This window comes from Marinococcus sp. PL1-022 (assembly GCF_033845285.1).
Classification (GTDB): domain Bacteria; phylum Bacillota; class Bacilli; order Bacillales; family Marinococcaceae; genus Marinococcus.
Genome location: NZ_JAWXCX010000001.1, coordinates 1,357,272 through 1,375,399, shown reverse-complemented (window position 1 = coordinate 1,375,399; position 18,128 = coordinate 1,357,272). Strand labels below are relative to the sequence as shown.

12 protein-coding genes are annotated in these 18,128 nt (G+C 42.1%); 6 read left to right on the top strand and 6 right to left on the bottom strand.

Going from position 1 to position 18,128, the window contains the following annotated elements; translation table 11 throughout:
- Positions 1 to 61 precede the first annotated feature (61 nt).
- The gene (locus tag SIC45_RS06915; protein WP_319631570.1) at positions 62 to 637 is read right to left on the bottom strand and encodes a TetR-like C-terminal domain-containing protein; all 576 of its coding nucleotides are present in this window, start codon (positions 635 to 637) and stop codon (positions 62 to 64) included.
- A gap of 181 nt (positions 638 to 818) precedes the next feature.
- Here SIC45_RS06915 and SIC45_RS06910 point away from each other — a divergent pair, with 181 nt between their 5' ends.
- From SIC45_RS06910 to SIC45_RS06900, 3 genes are read left to right on the top strand one after another with little or no spacing between them, the layout of a single operon-like run.
- Positions 819 to 2,084, top strand: a complete 1,266-nt coding sequence (locus SIC45_RS06910) for a cytochrome P450 (RefSeq protein ID WP_319631569.1) — start codon at positions 819 to 821, stop codon at positions 2,082 to 2,084.
- 51 nt (positions 2,085 to 2,135) lie between these two features.
- On the top strand, positions 2,136 to 2,552 hold the full coding sequence (gene spx / locus SIC45_RS06905; RefSeq protein ID WP_319631568.1) for a transcriptional regulator Spx: 417 nt from the start codon (positions 2,136 to 2,138) through the stop codon (positions 2,550 to 2,552).
- Positions 2,545 to 2,781, top strand: a complete 237-nt coding sequence (locus SIC45_RS06900) for a ferredoxin (protein ID WP_319631567.1) — start codon at positions 2,545 to 2,547, stop codon at positions 2,779 to 2,781. The genes spx and SIC45_RS06900 overlap by 8 nt, the downstream gene beginning before the upstream one ends.
- Before the next feature lie 697 nt (positions 2,782 to 3,478).
- On the opposite strand, the gene SIC45_RS06895 is transcribed toward SIC45_RS06900, so the two are convergent.
- Positions 3,479 to 5,668: an MMPL family transporter gene (locus SIC45_RS06895; protein ID WP_319631566.1), complete on the bottom strand. Its 2,190-nt coding sequence runs from the start codon at positions 5,666 to 5,668 to the stop codon at positions 3,479 to 3,481.
- Between the two features lie 461 nt (positions 5,669 to 6,129).
- Between SIC45_RS06895 and SIC45_RS06890 the strand changes: the two genes are divergently transcribed.
- From SIC45_RS06890 to SIC45_RS06880, 3 genes are read left to right on the top strand one after another with little or no spacing between them, the layout of a single operon-like run.
- Positions 6,130 to 6,810: a response regulator transcription factor gene (locus tag SIC45_RS06890; protein WP_319631565.1), complete on the top strand. Its 681-nt coding sequence runs from the start codon at positions 6,130 to 6,132 to the stop codon at positions 6,808 to 6,810.
- Positions 6,797 to 7,894 (top strand): HAMP domain-containing sensor histidine kinase, encoded by a 1,098-nt coding sequence (locus SIC45_RS06885; RefSeq protein WP_319631564.1) that lies wholly within the window; start codon positions 6,797 to 6,799, stop codon positions 7,892 to 7,894. Before SIC45_RS06890 ends, SIC45_RS06885 begins: the two co-directional genes overlap by 14 nt.
- Positions 7,895 to 7,911: 17 nt before the next feature.
- On the top strand, positions 7,912 to 8,304 hold the full coding sequence (locus tag SIC45_RS06880; RefSeq protein ID WP_319631563.1) for a hypothetical protein: 393 nt from the start codon (positions 7,912 to 7,914) through the stop codon (positions 8,302 to 8,304).
- A 68-nt stretch (positions 8,305 to 8,372) separates the two neighbouring features.
- On the opposite strand, the gene SIC45_RS06875 is transcribed toward SIC45_RS06880, so the two are convergent.
- From SIC45_RS06875 to SIC45_RS06860, 4 genes are all read right to left on the bottom strand, one after another.
- Complete coding sequence (locus SIC45_RS06875; RefSeq protein ID WP_319631562.1) at positions 8,373 to 9,806, bottom strand: IS1182 family transposase; 1,434 nt, start codon at positions 9,804 to 9,806, stop codon at positions 8,373 to 8,375.
- A gap of 244 nt (positions 9,807 to 10,050) precedes the next feature.
- Positions 10,051 to 12,396 (bottom strand): beta-glucosidase family protein, encoded by a 2,346-nt coding sequence (locus SIC45_RS06870; RefSeq protein ID WP_319631561.1) that lies wholly within the window; start codon positions 12,394 to 12,396, stop codon positions 10,051 to 10,053.
- A gap of 61 nt (positions 12,397 to 12,457) precedes the next feature.
- Positions 12,458 to 15,232: a glycoside hydrolase family 3 N-terminal domain-containing protein gene (locus SIC45_RS06865; protein ID WP_319631560.1), complete on the bottom strand. Its 2,775-nt coding sequence runs from the start codon at positions 15,230 to 15,232 to the stop codon at positions 12,458 to 12,460.
- 165 nt (positions 15,233 to 15,397) lie between these two features.
- Complete coding sequence (locus SIC45_RS06860; protein WP_319631559.1) at positions 15,398 to 17,914, bottom strand: GH39 family glycosyl hydrolase; 2,517 nt, start codon at positions 17,912 to 17,914, stop codon at positions 15,398 to 15,400.
- Positions 17,915 to 18,128: the final 214 nt, after the last annotated feature.

The window sequence follows — 18,128 nt, the reverse complement described above, 5'->3', positions numbered from 1 at the left end:
TGAATGCTCCTTTCTAAAACAGCACAATTCACCATGTTATCTTGCTGTCAAAATACAAACATTAATTGTAAAGCATGTGCTTATGCAGGGTAATCATAATATTTTCAATCATGCTCGAAATCTCCTCCGGACTTTGCTGAAAGTCCGTTTCCACCCACTCTTCAATGAGAGCTCTGCTCCCCCCTGCAATAAATACGTACAATGCATCCACATTGGAGTAATCCAGAGAGTTTTCCTGAACCCATTTTTGAACGATGCGCGGATGAAAGTAATGATGGATACGCGTAAAGACATCTTCCCGGTTGCTTTGCAGTTTCACAAGCGCCCTGCAGGTAGACTTGTTCTGCTCGAGGTAGACACACAGCCTGTACATGAGATCGTTATATCGGGGGCGGTCGAGAGATTGTTCCACTTTATGAATAAAGGCTCGAGTAAATTCTTTTTCAATATCAGCAAGCAATTCATTGGGCGACCGATAGTGAGCATAAAAGGTATTTCGATTAATATCGGCATGCTTACATAGCTCTGTGACTGTAATAGATGTAATGGACTTCTCCTCCATTAATGCAAACAAGCTATGCTTGAGAGCTGCTTTTGTATACTTTACTCTCCGGTCGGTTTTAGATATAGATTTCATCATTTCTCCCTGCTGAATGTGACATTTTCATGACTAACGAACACGAATGTCTGCAGCTGTTCGTTATTTAAAAATTTCTACCGAACAGTATGTTCATTATCGTACATGCTGTTAGTATACTTGATCTATAGGGATCAATCTATACAACCTATGCTATCTCAATCACGAAAGGACGATCACTTTGGATCAATCCAGCGATTCTGTACAGACAAGAGTGTTAGGCATACTCAGCGGAAAAAGTAGAGAGGATCCCTTTTCGGTTTTCGCCGAAGCACGGGCGGAGGGCCCGGTGCTTTCGATTCCGCACCCGATGGGAAGCGAGGACAACCAGGCGTGGTTGGTGCCCCATATGGACGAAGCCCTGCAGGTACTAAAAGACAAAAAAGGGTTTACGGTCGATCCTTCTTACATTGATGCGGACGGGGTCCGGGAACAGTTAACCGATTCCGTTGATGAGGAGGCACCGGATACGTTTTTTACAGGAACATCTATGCTTTTTATGGATGGGTTGGATCACCGCCGTCTACGTTCCTTAGTGTCCAAAGCGTTCACGCTGAAATACATGGAAAGCCTCCGGCCGCGTGTGCAGGAAATTGCCGACGAACTGCTGGATAACGTGGAGGCGGACGGCGAGATGGATCTCGTGAAAGATTATGCGTATCCACTGCCGATTAACGTTATCTCGGAAATGCTCGGCGTGCCGGAAGGAGATCGGGCACAAATTCAGACGTGGTCTTCAGCTATTGCCCAGGGAATGGGATGGGGCAGGCAGGATCCAGCCGTCACCAAACACCTGGAGCAATTCGGGAAATACACCAAACAGCTGGTGGAAAGCAAGCGACAGGCTCCTGGAGATGATTTGATCAGCAAACTGGTAACCATGGAAGAAGAGGACGACCGGCTCAGTGAATCGGAGCTGATTTCCATGATCACCCTGTTGATTTTTGCCGGTCATGAAACGACGTCCAACCTGATTGCGACGGGAGCTTTTGAATTGTTCGATCATCCGGAAGAACTTCAGGCCTTAAAAAATGATCGCAGTCTCGTTCCGGGAGCAGTCGAAGAATTGTTGCGGTTCAATGGCCCGTCGACAGCTGTTGGACCACGTTATGCCACGCAGGATACCGAGATTGCCGGACAGCCTATTGCCAAGGGTGACATGGTGCTGGTGCTCGTTAAGTCAGCGAACCGGGATGAAAAAAAGTTTACGGAAGCGGAAGACCTGAAAATTCAGCGTGAGATTGATCGTCACCTGGCCTTCGGTCAGGGCCTACACATGTGTCTCGGAGCCCCTCTCGCACGGATCGAAGGGGATGTGGCGTTCTCCACGCTATTTCAACGACTGCCCAATCTGCAGCTGAAATATCCCCGTGAGGAGATTACATGGAGTTTCGTTCTATCTTCTCAAGGCCTCGAATCCCTGCCCGTTACTTTTTCCTTTCAGTAAATTCACGTTCCGACGCGCCTTCAGCGCATCGGATAACAAGGAGACATTTTCATGGTCACGCTATTAACGGCACCGGGGCGTGCTTCTTGTCAAAAAGCCAAAAAATGGTTACAAGATCATTGTATTCCTTTTCAGGAAAGGAATATTTTAGCCCATCCCCTTTCGGTTCATGAAGTCAAAGAGATTTTTCGGAAAACAGAAAAAGGCACCGATGACATTGTAGCTACCCGCTCCAAGGATTTCCAGGCATTAAATATCGATTGGAACACGTTGACGATGCAGGAACTATTTCAATTAATGAGCAAATACCCCGGTTTGGTTCGAAAGCCCTTACTTTATGATGATAACCACTTGCAAGTAGGTTACAGCAACGAAGACATGCGCCAGTTTATTCCGAAGAGCACTCGCTCTTCCTATCTACAAGAAGCAAAAACTCGTTTACTCGCTAAGGAGGCTCCGAATGGCTAGATATGTGACAGTCGACAGAGATGAATGCATCGGTTGTGGTCATTGTGAAGAAATAGCCCCCGACATTTTTGAACTTGATGACGAAGGCCTGGCTTTTGTGACGCTGGATGAGAATCAGGGCACGCAACCAATGCCCGAGGAGAAAATGGATCAATTGGCAGAAGCCTTTGAAGAATGCCCCACGGAGGCTATTCAAATAGCAGACCATCCATTTAACAAACCAAAGTAACATTACTGCTGAAGTGACCTTACAAGAGAGTATCGATAAAGCAGCCAACTTCCTGGTGAAGATTGGCTGTTTTATTAACAGAACAGTGATTATAGGTGACCAAGGCTGGACAGAAAATTTTTGATAGTGTCGTACTTATAAAACTACCCCGTCTTTAAAAGAATCTTAGACGTACAAAAGCCCCCTTCGTGAATGAAGAGGGCTTTGATTTTTGGAACAACAGCAGCTAATTTACATTGAGCCATTCCATGTTCTTTACTCTTCCGGTCTTGCAAAATTGTTTAATGCTTGGTTGGTCTCGCCTCATTAAAATATAAACTTAAGCGAGATAAATAAATTTTAACCAAAATATTTTCATTTGACCTTACTAATTAGTGAAACGATAAAATAAAGTCAAATGCCCTGCAAGTGGTGCATTACTCACCTTACAATATACATTGAAATCATTCTTTATTAAACGGGCTAGAGAAATAAACGGCGAATAAAAAACCAAATACATGCGTAGAAATAAGAATAACAATGAGGAGTAATCTCGGCATGTCTAAATTTATTAGAGAAAGCATTAGTACGCCCCCATCTTCATAATCCTTTTGCGCATTAATTTATAATTTCCTTGATTAATTAGATGAGCAAAATAGAACTTTTAAAAATTTACCCAGGAGGAGCAGTATAATGCTCCTCTATCAATAATAGACAATCAGCTTACTTTTCTATTGTTTGATTTATTATCCACCTCTTCCTTGAGTGTTTCACCTTCAACATCGAAATTCGGCAGTAGTTTATCCAACCACTTAGGGAAATACCAAGATGCGTTCCCCATTAATGTCATGACAGCCGGCACAATCATCATCCTCACAATAAATGCATCAAACAACACACCAAATGCTAATGTTAACCCCATTTGCTTGATAATTGGATCTTGGGTAAAAATGAAGCCAGAAAATACTGATATCATGATTAAGCCCGCTGCTGTTACTACCGGCCCACTTTCCTTCATTCCTGCTAAGACAGCTTTTTTAGAATCACCGGTTTTCACAAATTCTTCTCGCATTCTGCTTACCAGAAATACTTCATAATCCATTGATAGGCCGAATAAAATTCCTATGCAAAGCACTGGAAGTAGAAATAGGATGGCGCTCGAACCAGGGAATCCAAACAAGTCAATAAGGTTTCCATCTTGAACTACAAAAACAGTAAACCCTAGAGTGGCTCCGATAGAAAGTACAAAGCCTAAAACTGCTTTCAATGGAACAAGTATCGATCGAAAGACGATCATCATTAACAGAAATGCAAATAACACGATGAGCGCTGCAAACATTGGTAGAGAATCCATGATTTGTTTGGTGACATCAATATTAATCGCTGTAGATCCTGTCACCATCAAGTCTACATTATCCTCACCGGAGAGCTCTCGAATTTCTTCAACTACCTTTTTAGTCTTAGGATCATTTGGCCCATTCTCCGGTGTCACATTCATTAAATATAATTCTCCTGTATCGTTTGGTTGCGCTGGTGTTACACTTTTGACACCATCTAATTGCCCTACTTCTTCAGATAGAGAGTTCACTGTTTCCGAAGAAGCTTCTGCATTGTTGGAAGGGTCTGCAATAGCTACTAGCGTTGAATGAAATCCCTCTCCGTAACCTTCTGTTAACAGGTCGTACCCCTCACGTTCTGCGAATTCATATGGTTTATTTCCATCATTGGGAAGCCCTATATTTAAATGGAAAAACGGAACTGCCATTATAATTAAAGTAGCAATGCCTACTACTGCCACCATAACAGGGTGCTTCGTGACAAATTTTCCCCACTTATTAGTATTAGCCTGATTTTTCTTATTAGCACGAGTCAATTTCAAAATAAAACGATTGTTCTTTTCTGCCTTCATTCTGTGGCCTACCAACCCCAGTATAGCTGGCACAACAAGGATAGCTACAATGATGGAAAATAAAACCACGACTGCTGTAGCTATTCCCATCGCTGTAATAAATGGAATGTTAACGACGGAAAGTCCCAATAATGCAATAATGACAGTGACACCTGCAAAAACAACCGCATTGCCTGCCGTACCATTTGCTATAGCAATAGACTCTTGGACAGAGCTGCCTTTTCGCAATTGCTGTTTGAACCTGGAAAAAATGAATAGAGCGTAATCAATTCCAACTGCTAATCCTAGCATCCCTGCTAGAGAAAGTGATACAGATGATATAGCAAAGAAGTTTGTCCCAATGATGATTAACAGGATGCCGCTTCCCAGACTAATTAGAGCTGTTATTATTGGCATACCGGCAATCACAAGAGAAGCAAAAGTGACAGCTAGTATTACATATGCCAGCGCTACACCGATAATTTCCCCAGCGCCCCCACCAGCTTCGGTTGCTTCAAACTCCACACTGCCACCTAATCCCGCTTCCAGGCCGGCGTCACGAACAATACTCAAATTATCTTCAACGTTATCTTTGGACTTTTGTGTGACATTCTCAGCAGCCGAATCATAAGTAACGGTCGCATAACCGATCTGTTCCTCCGTATTTATGTTATCCAGTTCTTCAGGTGTGGCAACAGCTGTGACTGCCTCGTCTTTTTTTATTTCATTAAGCATTTCGTCCATAGCTGTTGTATATTTTGCCGAACTTAAACTTTCATTATTATCAGCCTTCATGACAATGTATGCCTGCCCGCCTTCTCGCCCACTAGAAAATTCTTTCTCCATTACCTCCATAGCGTCTTTGGATTCCGTACCCGGCATAGATATGTCGTCATCAAAAGCCATTCCCATGCTTAAAGCAATGCCTGCTAAAATAGATAAAAGAAGAAACACAGATCCAATTACTTTCTTACTGTTTCCTCCTGCCCAATGTCCTAACTTAAATAACAATTTAGCCATTAATAAATCCCCTTCCCAATTCTTCCATTTCAGTACGAAATGCTTGTTTCACAAAAAGTATTATGGACCAAACATATTAGCGAAATATAAAAGAAATGTTTCTAAATTGTTAAATCTAATCTTTTCTAGGAAATAATATTTAAAAATCGCAGAAAGCGTATTATAACTAGAGAGAGACTTTTAATAAAATTATGCCGATTCCCTTTCATACTTAATCCTCTCATGGCTATAGGACGGCTAATATTTATTTCGTATAATGAAAGAGGAGAGAGCTATACTAATTTCTCAGAATGAATGATCGAACATAATTTTAGTTTTTTGGGCATTAATGTTGCAGTTCGTGCGATTCAGGGGAGAAATATAAGAATTTTAGGATAAACGACTAAACAAGATACTTAATTTGTAGGTTTTTCAATCCTTTTGCCACCTTGTTACGTCAATTAATAGGAGGAAGTAAACTGATGAATAAAATATTAGTTATAGAAGATGATGATGCGCTAAATAAAATCGTTACCAGTCATTTACGCACCCATGGATATTCTGTTGTCAGCTGTACGGATGCAAACAAGGCGTTAGAGGAATTATCTGAACAAATGATTGACATTATTGTCTCAGATATTATGATGCCGGGAATAGATGGATTTGAATTGGCTGGTTCGGTGAGAAAACTTAATAAAACAATGCCGATACTCTTTATATCAGCATTAGATGATCTTTATTCTAAGAAAAAAGGTTTTCGGCTGGATATTGATGACTATATGGTAAAGCCTATCGAATTGGATGAACTAATTTTGCGTATCCAAGCATTGATTCGTCGAGCCAACATCGCAAATGACAATCAAATCACTATAGGAAAACTGGTTTTAGATAAAGATGAAATGACGATTTATTTGGAAAAACAAGAAATTCCAGTAACTGTAAGAGAATTTCATGTTTTATTTAAACTTTTATCTTACCCTAAAAAAACATTTACACGCCTTCAATTAATGGATGAATTTTGGGGATATGAAACGGAATCGGAAAGCCGATCAGTAGATGTGTATATTACTAAACTACGCAATAAATTTAAAAATAATGGAGCTTTTGAGATTGTCACAGTTCATGGACTTGGTTATAAAGCAGTTCTACATGAAGAAAAGTAATAATATCAAAAAAGAGATGGAGAATATCATGAATGGTAACAGCAATAAAAAAGGAAAATATGGTTTATTTTCTCTTTATAATTTTTTCGCGTTCTTTTTTTTAACTATGTCAGTTTGTGGGGTAAACCTCGCTTTATATACTAATCTCATTAGGCATCAAGAAAATCCTACGTTTTTCAATGTGGAGTTTTTAATTTTAGGCAATTTAGTTTTTATAAGTTTATTAATGTCTTTAGTCGATAGTTTGAGAAGAAAGTATACAATTGGACTACCTGTTAAAAAAATATTGAATGCACTGGATAAAATGTCAAAAGGTAATTTCGAGATATTTATTTCTCCTATTCATACAAAACGGGTAAATGAATTTGACGAAATCATCGATGGCATAAATCGAATGACAGAGGAATTAGCTAAATTAGAAACATTAAGAACAGATGTTATATCCAATGTTTCTCACGAGATAAAAACACCTCTTGCTATTATTCAGAATTATGCCACCCTGCAACAAAGCTCTGCCCTTAGTGAAGCTGAACGAATACGTAATGCCCAAACAATTGTGGATGCTACAAATCGTTTATCTCGAATGATAACGAATATTTTGAAGTTGAATAAGCTTGAGAATCAAGAAATATATCCTACAGCAGAGGAATATAACTTAAGTGAACAACTACGTTGCAACGTTCTTTATTTTGAGGAAAGTTTAACCGAAAAAAATATAACGGTCGAAACAGAAATAGAAAATAGTTTCATAGCCTGTGATAAAGATTTATTAGACATTGTATGGAGCAATCTCATATCAAATGCCATCAAATTCACAAATTATGGCGGAGTTATTACAGTTTCCCTTTATGATCAACGAAACTCGATCGAAGTATTGATAAAGGATACTGGGTCTGGGATAGACCACGAAACAGGAAAACATATTTTCGAAAAATTCTATCAGGGCAATCATAATTCCATACACCAAGGCAACGGCTTAGGACTTGCGATGGTTAAAAAAGTCATTGATATTTTAAAGGGAGATATTAATGTTACGAGTGAAGTGGGCGTAGGCACTACTTTTAAAGTAAAAATTAAGAAATAATGCCGGAGGAATAAAATATGATTTCTAATAAAAATAATAATAGTTACAATTTCTTTTATAGCGGTCAAAAAAAAGAAGCCGTCCGAAAAGAAGTCGAAAAGATTAGATACCAGTATTTAGATGAAAATGAATCGAACAGCACTTTTGAAAAAATAAAATATATGGATAAAAAAGTAAAAATGCCTGCTTATTTAGCCGCTCTTTTTCTTCGTTTAGTAGGTTTTCTCATAATAGGTAGCGGTATCAGCTTGTATCTTGCTTTTAACCAGTCGCTCGTTCTAATTATTACCGGAATGATAGGGATAATCTTAATCGTATTAACGTATCCAATCCATACCTTCCTTTTAAAAAAAAGAAAAGAAAAGTACGCAGCTGAAATAATTGAACTTTGTAACAAGTTACTGCAGTAATTTAATATGTTTAATAAATATAAATCTGCAACGTTATCACAAACAAAAAAACCAGCTGAAAGCTGGTTTCAGATTGTAGACAAAGGCCTCCGAAAATGAATTTCGGAGGCCTTTGTTTGTGCCATTGAGAGAAAAAGAAGCATCCAACGGCCGGCGCACGTCTGTCGCCACCGCCAGGTGGCGAGTTTTTTGAGGTTCATCACCGCATAAACAAGCATCGCCTGCGCGGTGTTTCGTGCCCCTCCGGCGAGGAGCGTCCAGCGCAAACCATGCTTTTGTTTGAGATCCGCAAAAATCCGTTCGATGGTTTCTTTTCGTTCCGCATAGGTCCTCCGGTTCCACGGGGTATGCCGAAGGTGTTCGGCTTCATCCAGATCGTCCTGCCAGACGTGGCGGAGGATCACTTTCCGGTGATCCCGGCTTTGGGTACAGGTCTCGAGCAGCGGGCAGGACTGACAAATGACGGGATCCGAGACATACTCCTGATAACCGTCCCGATTCGTGGTGCGGTAGCGCAAGGCCTGAGGCTCGGGACAGAGATACGCATCCAGATAGGCATCATACACAAAGTCCTGTTTCCGCAAGCGTCCCGGCAGACCCTTGGGCCGGGTATAAGGCATGACCGGGCGAATGGCCTGCTCGCGAAGCAGATGAGCAATGGCCGGGGTTTTATAGCCGGCATCCACCGCAACGGCGTACGGACGGCCCGCCCGGGCCATCACCTGCGCCAACAGCTCATGAAAGATCCGGCTGTCATGAACATTAGCTCCGGTCACGATCGCTCCGAGCACAAACCCGTGCCGGTCGCAGGCGGTATGCCAGCTGTAGGCAAACATCTTCTCCCGTTCATCTTTGACGTAATAGCCGCTGTCAGGATCCGTCGTGCTTTGTTTGACCTCCCGTCCGCCCGGTTCGCGGCGGGCGGGAGGCAGGGGCTTTTTTCCGTGGACCTCGCGGTCCCGGTGAATTTCGGCGTCCAGTTGATCCTGGTAGGCCCGGGCTTCGGCCGCCAACTGAACCCGATCAAATTTTTTCTTGTTGGCGTTCGCTTTCACATGGGTGGCATCGATATAAAAGACGGATGGATCCACAAAGCCGGCGGCCACGGCTTCTCCCAGCACCCGTTCAAATATCGCTTCGAACAACCCGCTGTCCCGAAACCGGCGTGTGTAGTTCTTGCCGAAGGTGGAGAAATGCGGCACGGGCTCCAGGAGGTCCAAACTGAGGAACCATCGGTAGGCCACATTCGTTTCGATCTCCCGAACGGTCTGACGCATGGAGCGAATGCCGAACAAATACTGGAGCAGCACCATTTTCACCAGCCGGACCGGGTCAATACTCGGCCAGCCGATGGGGGCATAGAGGGACGCGACTTCGTCGTAAATGAAGGAAAAATCCAGCGCGGCCTCGATCTGGCGGACCAGGTGGTCCGCAGGCACTAACTGATCCAACTGAATGGTGGCTTCCCGGTAACGAGCTTTTTCCGTATCCCGCCTCATCATGCGCCATAACCCCTTTCCAGGCTATTTCTTTTTATCATAGCATAAAAAAACTGCCGACACGCTCTAAAATTAGAGCCATTGTCGACAGTCTGAAACCAGCTGAAAGCTGGTTTAAAAAAAATGGTTCATTATCGCACAGAATCTTTTGAAAGTAATACTGATCTTTTCAGAAGCCTTGATGCTTATTTTTAATAACTAGTAACTGAGCATTGAACACGTCAATCACAAAAATTACTCAATATATTTATCGTCCTAAATTAATTACTTTCAATACACGACTGACTGCTTTTTTGCTGATTTTACCGCTTGTAAATCGTGGAATCTGCCTGAAGGTCATGTTCATGATGAACATCACATTATTTGCCTGTAACGGCTTATTAGCTGCCTTCAGCCCTTTTCTTATCGACACAATTAAAAGATAGGCAAGCTGACCCAGGCCTTTTTTATATTTCATTTGGGCAAGTGTATCGTTATGGCTCAGGCCCTGTTTTCTGTTCCATTTGAGTGGGGGCGGTGTATAGCCCAAAAGAGCATGAAATTCTTCATCTTTTATATGATGCACATCTGCCCGGTAATAGGAGGGCAGTTTTTCTTTATTATAGGGAAGAGTGTGACCCTCTCCTTCAACCGTTATAGTTTCGGCCAGTCTTATATCCTGCACGGAGCTCCCAATATTTAATGTATACCTGCCTGCTTCCAGAGACCATGCACGAAGCTCTGTGTTATAGTAGGCGGCCTGTTTATTATTAAACGGAATGGTTACTTCTCTCGCCTCTCCAGGCTGCAGATGCACTTTTACAAACCCCTTCAATTCTTTTCGGGCCCGAAAGATTTGCGAATCCAATGCTTCAACGTAAAGCTGGGCAATTTCTTCCCCTGCCCGGGAGCCTGTATTTTTTATCGTCAATGAAATATCCTTATTGTTAACCTTCATATTACTGTATTCAAAGCTGGTGTAGGACAGCCCAAATCCAAACGGGAACAGCACTGGCACCTCTTTGGTCTCAAAATACCGGTAACCGATATAAATGCTTTCTTTATGCTCAGCAGTTGCTTCCCAGCCAGGATAGTACGGAGCTGATGGAACATCCTTGTATTGAACAGGATACGTTTCCGCCAGCTTGCCACTTGGATTATATATCCCCTGAAGCACTTCACATAAAGCCTCTCCCATACCCTGACCGCCAAGATAAGCATGGAGAATGCCCTGAACTTTCGAAGCGAAAGGCATTTCAACAATAGAACCGCCTGAAAGAACGACAACTACGTTATCATGAATGCTTGTCAGCTCCTCGGCCAGCTTTAACTGGTTGTTTCTCAGCTTCATATCGTCTCTGTCTATGCCCTCCGCTTCACTTCCTTCATCTAAACCGAGAAACAGCAGAACAACGTCTGACTCTTTGGCAAGCGTAACAGCTTCCTGCCTAAGCTTTGCGCTGTTTCCACCAAACCTTTTAAATCCTTTGGCATAGCCTGAAAGATTTAACGTTGTCTTCTGCAAAGCTTCCCATGGACTCGACAGACTGGTTGGCTGAACCAGGGAGCTTCCTGCGCCCTGATACCTCGGTACAGCTGCGAAATCACCGATCACCGCAATCTTTTGTTCATTTTCCAGTGGAAGAATGTTTTGTTCGTTTTTAAGCAGAACCATTGACCGCTTCGCCGCTTCCACGGCTGCTTTGTGATGGTGCTTCGTATCCACTGCCTTTTTCGTATCAGCAATCCGGGTATCAAAGATTAAAGTGAGCAGCCGGTCCACGCTTTGATCTAAAACGTTCTCCTCCAGTTCATTCGATTTTATTGCGTGCACGATTTCTTGATCCGTGATACCGCCGGTCGAGGGCATTTCAAGCTGGTTTCCCGCCAGCAGCCCCTTGATACGATCATTGTTTCCTCCCCAATCCGTAACGACAACGCCCTCATAATTCCATTGGTTATACAGCACTTCCTTCATCAGATACAAATACTCATTGGCATATTCGCCGTTTACTTTATTGTAGGCACTCATCAATGTTTTCGGTTTACCTTCTTCGACAGCCAAGCGAAAACCTTCCAAATAAATTTCATGCAGAGCCCGTTCATCGACGATTTCATCAATGGTCATTCTCAAATGCTCCTGGCTGTTAACAGCAAAATGCTTCGGGCATGCTGATATACCATTACTCTGAATGCCCCTCGTCATGCTTGCGGCCAATTTTCCGCTGAGAAAAGGATCTTCGGAAAAATATTCAAAATTCCTTCCGCCCAGCGGATTTCGTTTAATATTTAAACCAGGCCCAAGTAATACACTTACATCTTCGTCAGTGGCTTCGCTGCCGATATAGTTCCCAACGTCATGCAGCAGGTTTTCGTCCCAGCTGTTCGCCAGTGTTGCAGCAGTGGGAAAGCACGTGGAGGGTATGCTTTTATTTAACCCCAGATGATCGGCTCTTCCTCCCTGCTTTCTTAAACCATGAGGACCGTCAGTCAGCATGATGGAAGGGATATTTAACCGCTTGATGTCCTGGGTGTTCCAGAAATTTTTCCCGGACATCATGGAAGCTTTTTCTTCCAGCGTCATCTGATCAATGATTGTTTGGTTTTTCAGCATTTTGTTTACCACCTTGTATTGTTCGTCTCATGCAGCTTCTTTATCCAATTAAACGCGTAATTCACTCGTCGCTTTTCATTTCGTTTGTTTGAAGAATATAGTAGCAGATGTTGTGCACTGCTTTTCTAAGCCCTGCCACTGTTTCTGTTTCGTCTTCTTCCAGGTGCTCTGCCAGCTCTTCCTCAAATTTATTTGCCATCGGCAGGTTAATCGGAAAAGCAAGCATCATATCATTTCCGGCATGGATCGCCTGCAGCGGGTCAAAGTGTTCGCCCTGCGGCCCTATGCCTGCATCGGTAATAACAAAGCCTTCGAATCCCCACTCCTCACGCAGCACTTCAGTCAGCAATTCGTCACTGCCACCGGACCATGTAGGACCTACTCTTGTAAAGGAGGACATCGCTCCGTGAGGCTCACCTTCCTTCACCGCGGTTTCAAATGGCTGAAGATAAATTTCCCGTAAAGCCTGCTCATTCGACCATACATACAGGCCGTTATTCGCCCGGTTCGTTTCCTGGTCGTTTCCAACAAAATGCTTCATGACAGCGGTCGTATCAGTGCTCTCCAAGCCTCTGATGTAGGCGGCCCCTGTTTCACCGACAAGATGCGGATCTTCCGAGTAATATTCGAAGTTCCTGCCCCCCAGAGGCGTGCGGTGCATATTAAGCGCCGGTGCATAAACAGCTTCCACATCATAAGCATTGGCTTCCTGCCCCATGGACTCACCCATATTTTCGACTAATGACTTATTCCACGTGCTGCCAACATTTATCCCTGCCGGAAAAGCCACCGAAGACCATGAATCAAAGAAGTTTTTAATCGTCGAAGGCCCGTCGTACATGGATGTTTCCGGAATACCTAAGCGTTCAATGGGCACAGACCAATAACCGCCATCGCCTGCTAATTTAATCATCTCTTCAGCGGTAAATTGATCCAGGAAATCCTCCCAAAGAGGATCATTATAATCCACTCCCTGAAGATCCTCCAGCATAATATCATTATCCACGTCCGTCGGAGGAGTTTCTTCCGTTGTCGCTTCATGCTCGTAATCGGTCGTTTCCTCCACAATGTCCGGAATCAATAAGTCGTCTTCCGAAGGGGGTTCAGGATAGGTTTCTTCCGGATTCGCCCGGGATAAATACGTTAAATCACCTTCAGCGTCTTCAAACCGATTTTGAATTGGAGTGCCGGTTGCCCCGTCTTCATTGTAAACTGTGGTTTCTTCCACTGTGTATGAGGAAGACTCTTTGATATCCCGGATATGAGAAGAAACGTTCAACTCATAATCCCCTTCCTCCAACACCCAGGCTTCTTCATTCTCCTGGTCATAGGTGGCCATATCCTTTACCGGGAAACTGACAGTCACCATTTCTGATTCCCCTGGTTCCAATTCGGAGGTTTTCGCATATCCTCCCAGTTCCGTATCAGCCTTTTCCAGGCCCCCTTCGCTGTATGGAGGAGAAAAATAGACCTGAACGACATCTTTGCCGGCAGCATCACCTGTATTCGTAACATTGACGTCAAAAGAAATCTCATTATCTGTAAAGTTCGTATTTTCAACGTTCCAATCAAACTCTGTATAGGAAAGCCCATAGCCAAATGGAAATTGAATGGTTTCTTCATATTCTTCATCTGTCAGAAAGGTTTCATAGTACCGGTAGCCTACATAAATACCTTCTTCGTTGTTAACAAAATGACGCCCGGTCTCCTCTCCATTTTCATTTACATATTCAAAGTCTCCCGTATTTTCAATGGCAGGGTTGCTTTCAACATTATAGGCGTAAGTATCCGGCAGCCTTCCCGACGGAGAGGCTTCTCCATTTAATACCCGGGCAATCGCATGTGTTCCGTACTGCCCTGGTCCACCTACCCAGAGAAGAGCGTCAATGTTTTCATATTCTTCTATAAACCCAAATTCAAAGGCATTAAATGTGTTTGCCAAAATGATGACATGTTCAAAGTTTTCATTTAATGCTGCAATCGTTTCTTCCTCTTCTTTTCTGAGCTGCGTGTCTTCGATCGATAAATCTATCGCTTCAGAACCTACTCTCGAAATAGTATAGACGGCTGTGTCCGAATAATTTACTGCTTCTTCGAGGGTATTGCCAGGAAGCTCCGAAACAGGCATTTCTTCCGGGTTATAAGGCAAAAAGCCCACCGCGTTTGGAAGAAGCGTCTGAAGAAGTGACGGGTCCGATGGCTCGAAATCTTCTTTGGAGGCTTCCTCTTCTTTTTCATAGTTGTTATACACGTTATATAGTGTGGAATTGTAGCTTATGCCTTCGTCGTCCAACGCTTTGAACAGGCCGTCAGCCTTCGTGTCATCGATAGACCCGGCGCCGCCTCCGCTGAATACCGGACGCGCTGAACCGGTACCAAATACGTTTACCTTTTTGTCCTCGAGCGGAAGAATATCATCATTTTTCAGCATGACAATGCTTTCCTCCATCATCTGCTCTGCGACCTCCCTTGATTCCTCCGCTGCTCCTGCCTGCTCATCGGTTAATGGAGCAGTCGCGCTTAAATACCAGTTAAGAAGAGTGCCTCCTATTAATAAAACAACCAGCAATAATGAAGTTAGTATGTAAGGGCGCCGCCTGATTTTTTTATATTTTTTGTAGCCTTTCTTTTTCGCTTTTCTTTCCTTTTTGTCATCGGTATTCTTAATATCCTGCTTCCATTGCTTTAATTTCGTTTTATCTTCTTTTCGAAGATTTTTCTTTTCTTCTCTGGAAAGCGGTTTTCGTTTCTTTTTCTCTTCTCTTAACGCTTTAACCTTCCTTTTGGCTTCTTGTTTTTGTTCTTTTACTGTCTTTTTAAATGTTGACCGGTCCATCCCCATGAACCCTCCCCCCTACTTGTAAGCGTTGACATTTTTATCTATGTCTTAACTGCCATCAGTATATAAGGGTTGCATTAAAAAAACATTCCCATTTAAAGAGGAATGCTTTTCCAAAAATTAACCTTTTATTCAATTAGTGTTGGTAAAATTAAAACATGTTCAATTTTCGTTCCATTTTTTGTGATCCTTTGTAAGCTCAATCAATTGAATTTCATGAGCGTCGAGAGTGGTTTGAAGTACAGGAGAGTCATCTGCATTAAAATGATCTGTCCGGAGTCCAGGCTCTGCTTTGGACTGAAGGTGCCTTTTTAGTTCCTGGTCAATAATCTCCGGTGCCCCAAGTTCCACCCATGCGTCGTAGGAAGAGCCATGTGTTTGATTAACGAAATGTTTTTTCATTCGGTAGTTTCCCTGCAGGCCGCTTAATTGCAGCTGAAGGAATTGCGCGCTGCTGTTATCAAAAACGTTATAACGGCTGGTGGGGGTCAGCTGGGAGTAGTCAAACGATCTGTATAAACGGTTCGGATGACTGTAGTTCCACAGAAGAATCTGAAACTTGTCGGCCGACCTTGTTACAATCATGTTTTCTTTTATGGTCACAAGTTCCTCTCCCAATTTACTTAAAAAAGCAAGGGCATGATAACTGGCTTTTTTTATACCATTATACGTCATTAATCCGAACCCACCGTGATACAAGGCTGGTTCTTTACTAAATTCCCTGAAAATATCTGTGAAGGTCCAGTACCCCATGCCTCGTACCTTTTGGAAATTATGTACGGCATTTTTAACAATGAAAGCCGCCATGTAGCAGGTGTCATGAAGCGGATCACCGTGGTCACTATTTGCATTCCATTCTGTGATCCATTTTTCCTGATTCAGTGTGCTTAAGTTTTTTGTATGGTTAATTATATTATCTATTGATCTGGTAAAGTTATTTTCATCTCCAATCATTGTTATCTTACTCAGATATTCTGTAACCTTACTGCCATTGCCCTTTTTTTTAGAGGGAGCAGCGGTATCGCTATTTTTGTTATTCATCAGGTTGTACACGTGAAACGAAAAAAAGTCGATACCCACATTTTCCTTAACTGCATATTCATGAAAATCGTTTAACCAGGTAGTATTTTTGTCAAAGCCTATGGTGCCGAAGCCGCCAACACAAAGCTCGGAATCGATTGCTTTAATACGCTGATAGCTTTGAGCATAAAAAGAAAAAAACTCTTCCTTTGAACCAGGCCAGAAATAATCAACCTCCGGCTCATTCCAGAATTCAAAATACCAGCTTTTTACTTCTTCGGAGCCGTAACGGTTAAATAGATGCCTGATAAAAGATTCCAGCAGATCCAGCCACCGTTCCATAGATTTGGGGGCCGAGACTGATGCTTTCCCTTCAAAAATAGTGCGTGAGTTATTGGCTAGCTTCTTTGGCATAAAGCCTATTTCTATGAATGGTTTTATGTTATTTGCCAGAAATGAATCAATCAGTGTTTCGATATGAAAGAAATTAGCGTACCAGGAACCATCAGGCCTTTCATTATATATTTCCAGCTCGTCCGAAAAAATGTTGTGAAATCTAACATGGCGAAAGCCTATATCCTTTTGAAGCTGATGAAGCTGCTCCCCAAAGTCCTGTCGCAAAGCCTGTGTGGCATCACCGAAGGTGGCTAAGGATGTAAACGAATGATGTATAGCTTTAGCAGACTCAGAAAAATCAATGCTTATAGGCTCAGGATTCACTGTCTTCTCTTCCTTCGTTTTTATATCCATGTACGAAAACAGTTTTTTTAATGATTCCCGGCTATTAATGCTCAAATAGTTTTTTGGTATATCATAATCTATACTAAACTGATACCTTTTACGGTACTGGCCGGGAGTCATCATCATATGTTCTCTAAATACCCGGTAGTAAGACTTGGCATCGGGAAATCCAAACTCCAGCGCTATTTCTGTTACAGCTTTATTTGTTGTCTGTAATACGAATAGGGATTTATCCATTCGAATTGTATCCAGTTTTGTTTTTAAAGAAGTTCCCGCTCTCTGTTTGAAGTACTTTGATAAATATTGCGAATTTAAGGAAAAAACATTAGCTATTTCCTGAAGACTCAAAGAACTTCTGCTGTAATGTTCATTCATATACTTCATTATTTCAAGCAGCCGGTTATCGTCGAGTAAATGCTGATCAAGCTTTTGATTTGAGTATTCAAAATTTTCCTTTAGTATAATTAGTATTTCGAGAAGCAGGCTTTCAATTTTTAAAACATGATTATCTTTTTTATTAATCAGCAGGTCTAAAATGAAAGCTAAAAGCTGTTTTAAGCGTTGAATTTTAGCGTATTCACCCGAAGATGAATAAGGTGTGTCGAGGAAAAATCGTTTTTTATCAGCATTGATGTTTTTTTGTTTCAGGTAATTACTGTTGATCTGCAATACTAATATGTGCGGTTTTCTGCCTGGGTCAAGTGAATGAAGAAAGTGCAGTTCGTTGCTGTTGATAAAAAACAAATCGCCGGCATGCAACTTATAGTTTTTTTCATTTAATCTCACCTCCAGGGAACCTTCCAGTACAAACAATAATTCCGGATCCTCGTGCCAGTGATAGGGATAGCTTTCAATAGTCTGTGTGAATATATTTATTGGTAAGTCATGCTGATAATTTATTGATTCATATGTATACACTCTTATGCCTCCAGCCTGTAACCACTTTGTATCATAATATTTGTTGTAGTTTGCAATTTTAAGCTTTAATTGTCAATTCTTTTATATTTAACTTTGGTTATATTTTTTAAGTTCGTATATGTATTAATGGTTTAAAAGAAATATTCATATCCTTCAAGCACCTCTAAAATTTTATTTCGCTGATGTTTTGCGCTGGCTCTAATTATTGGCCCCT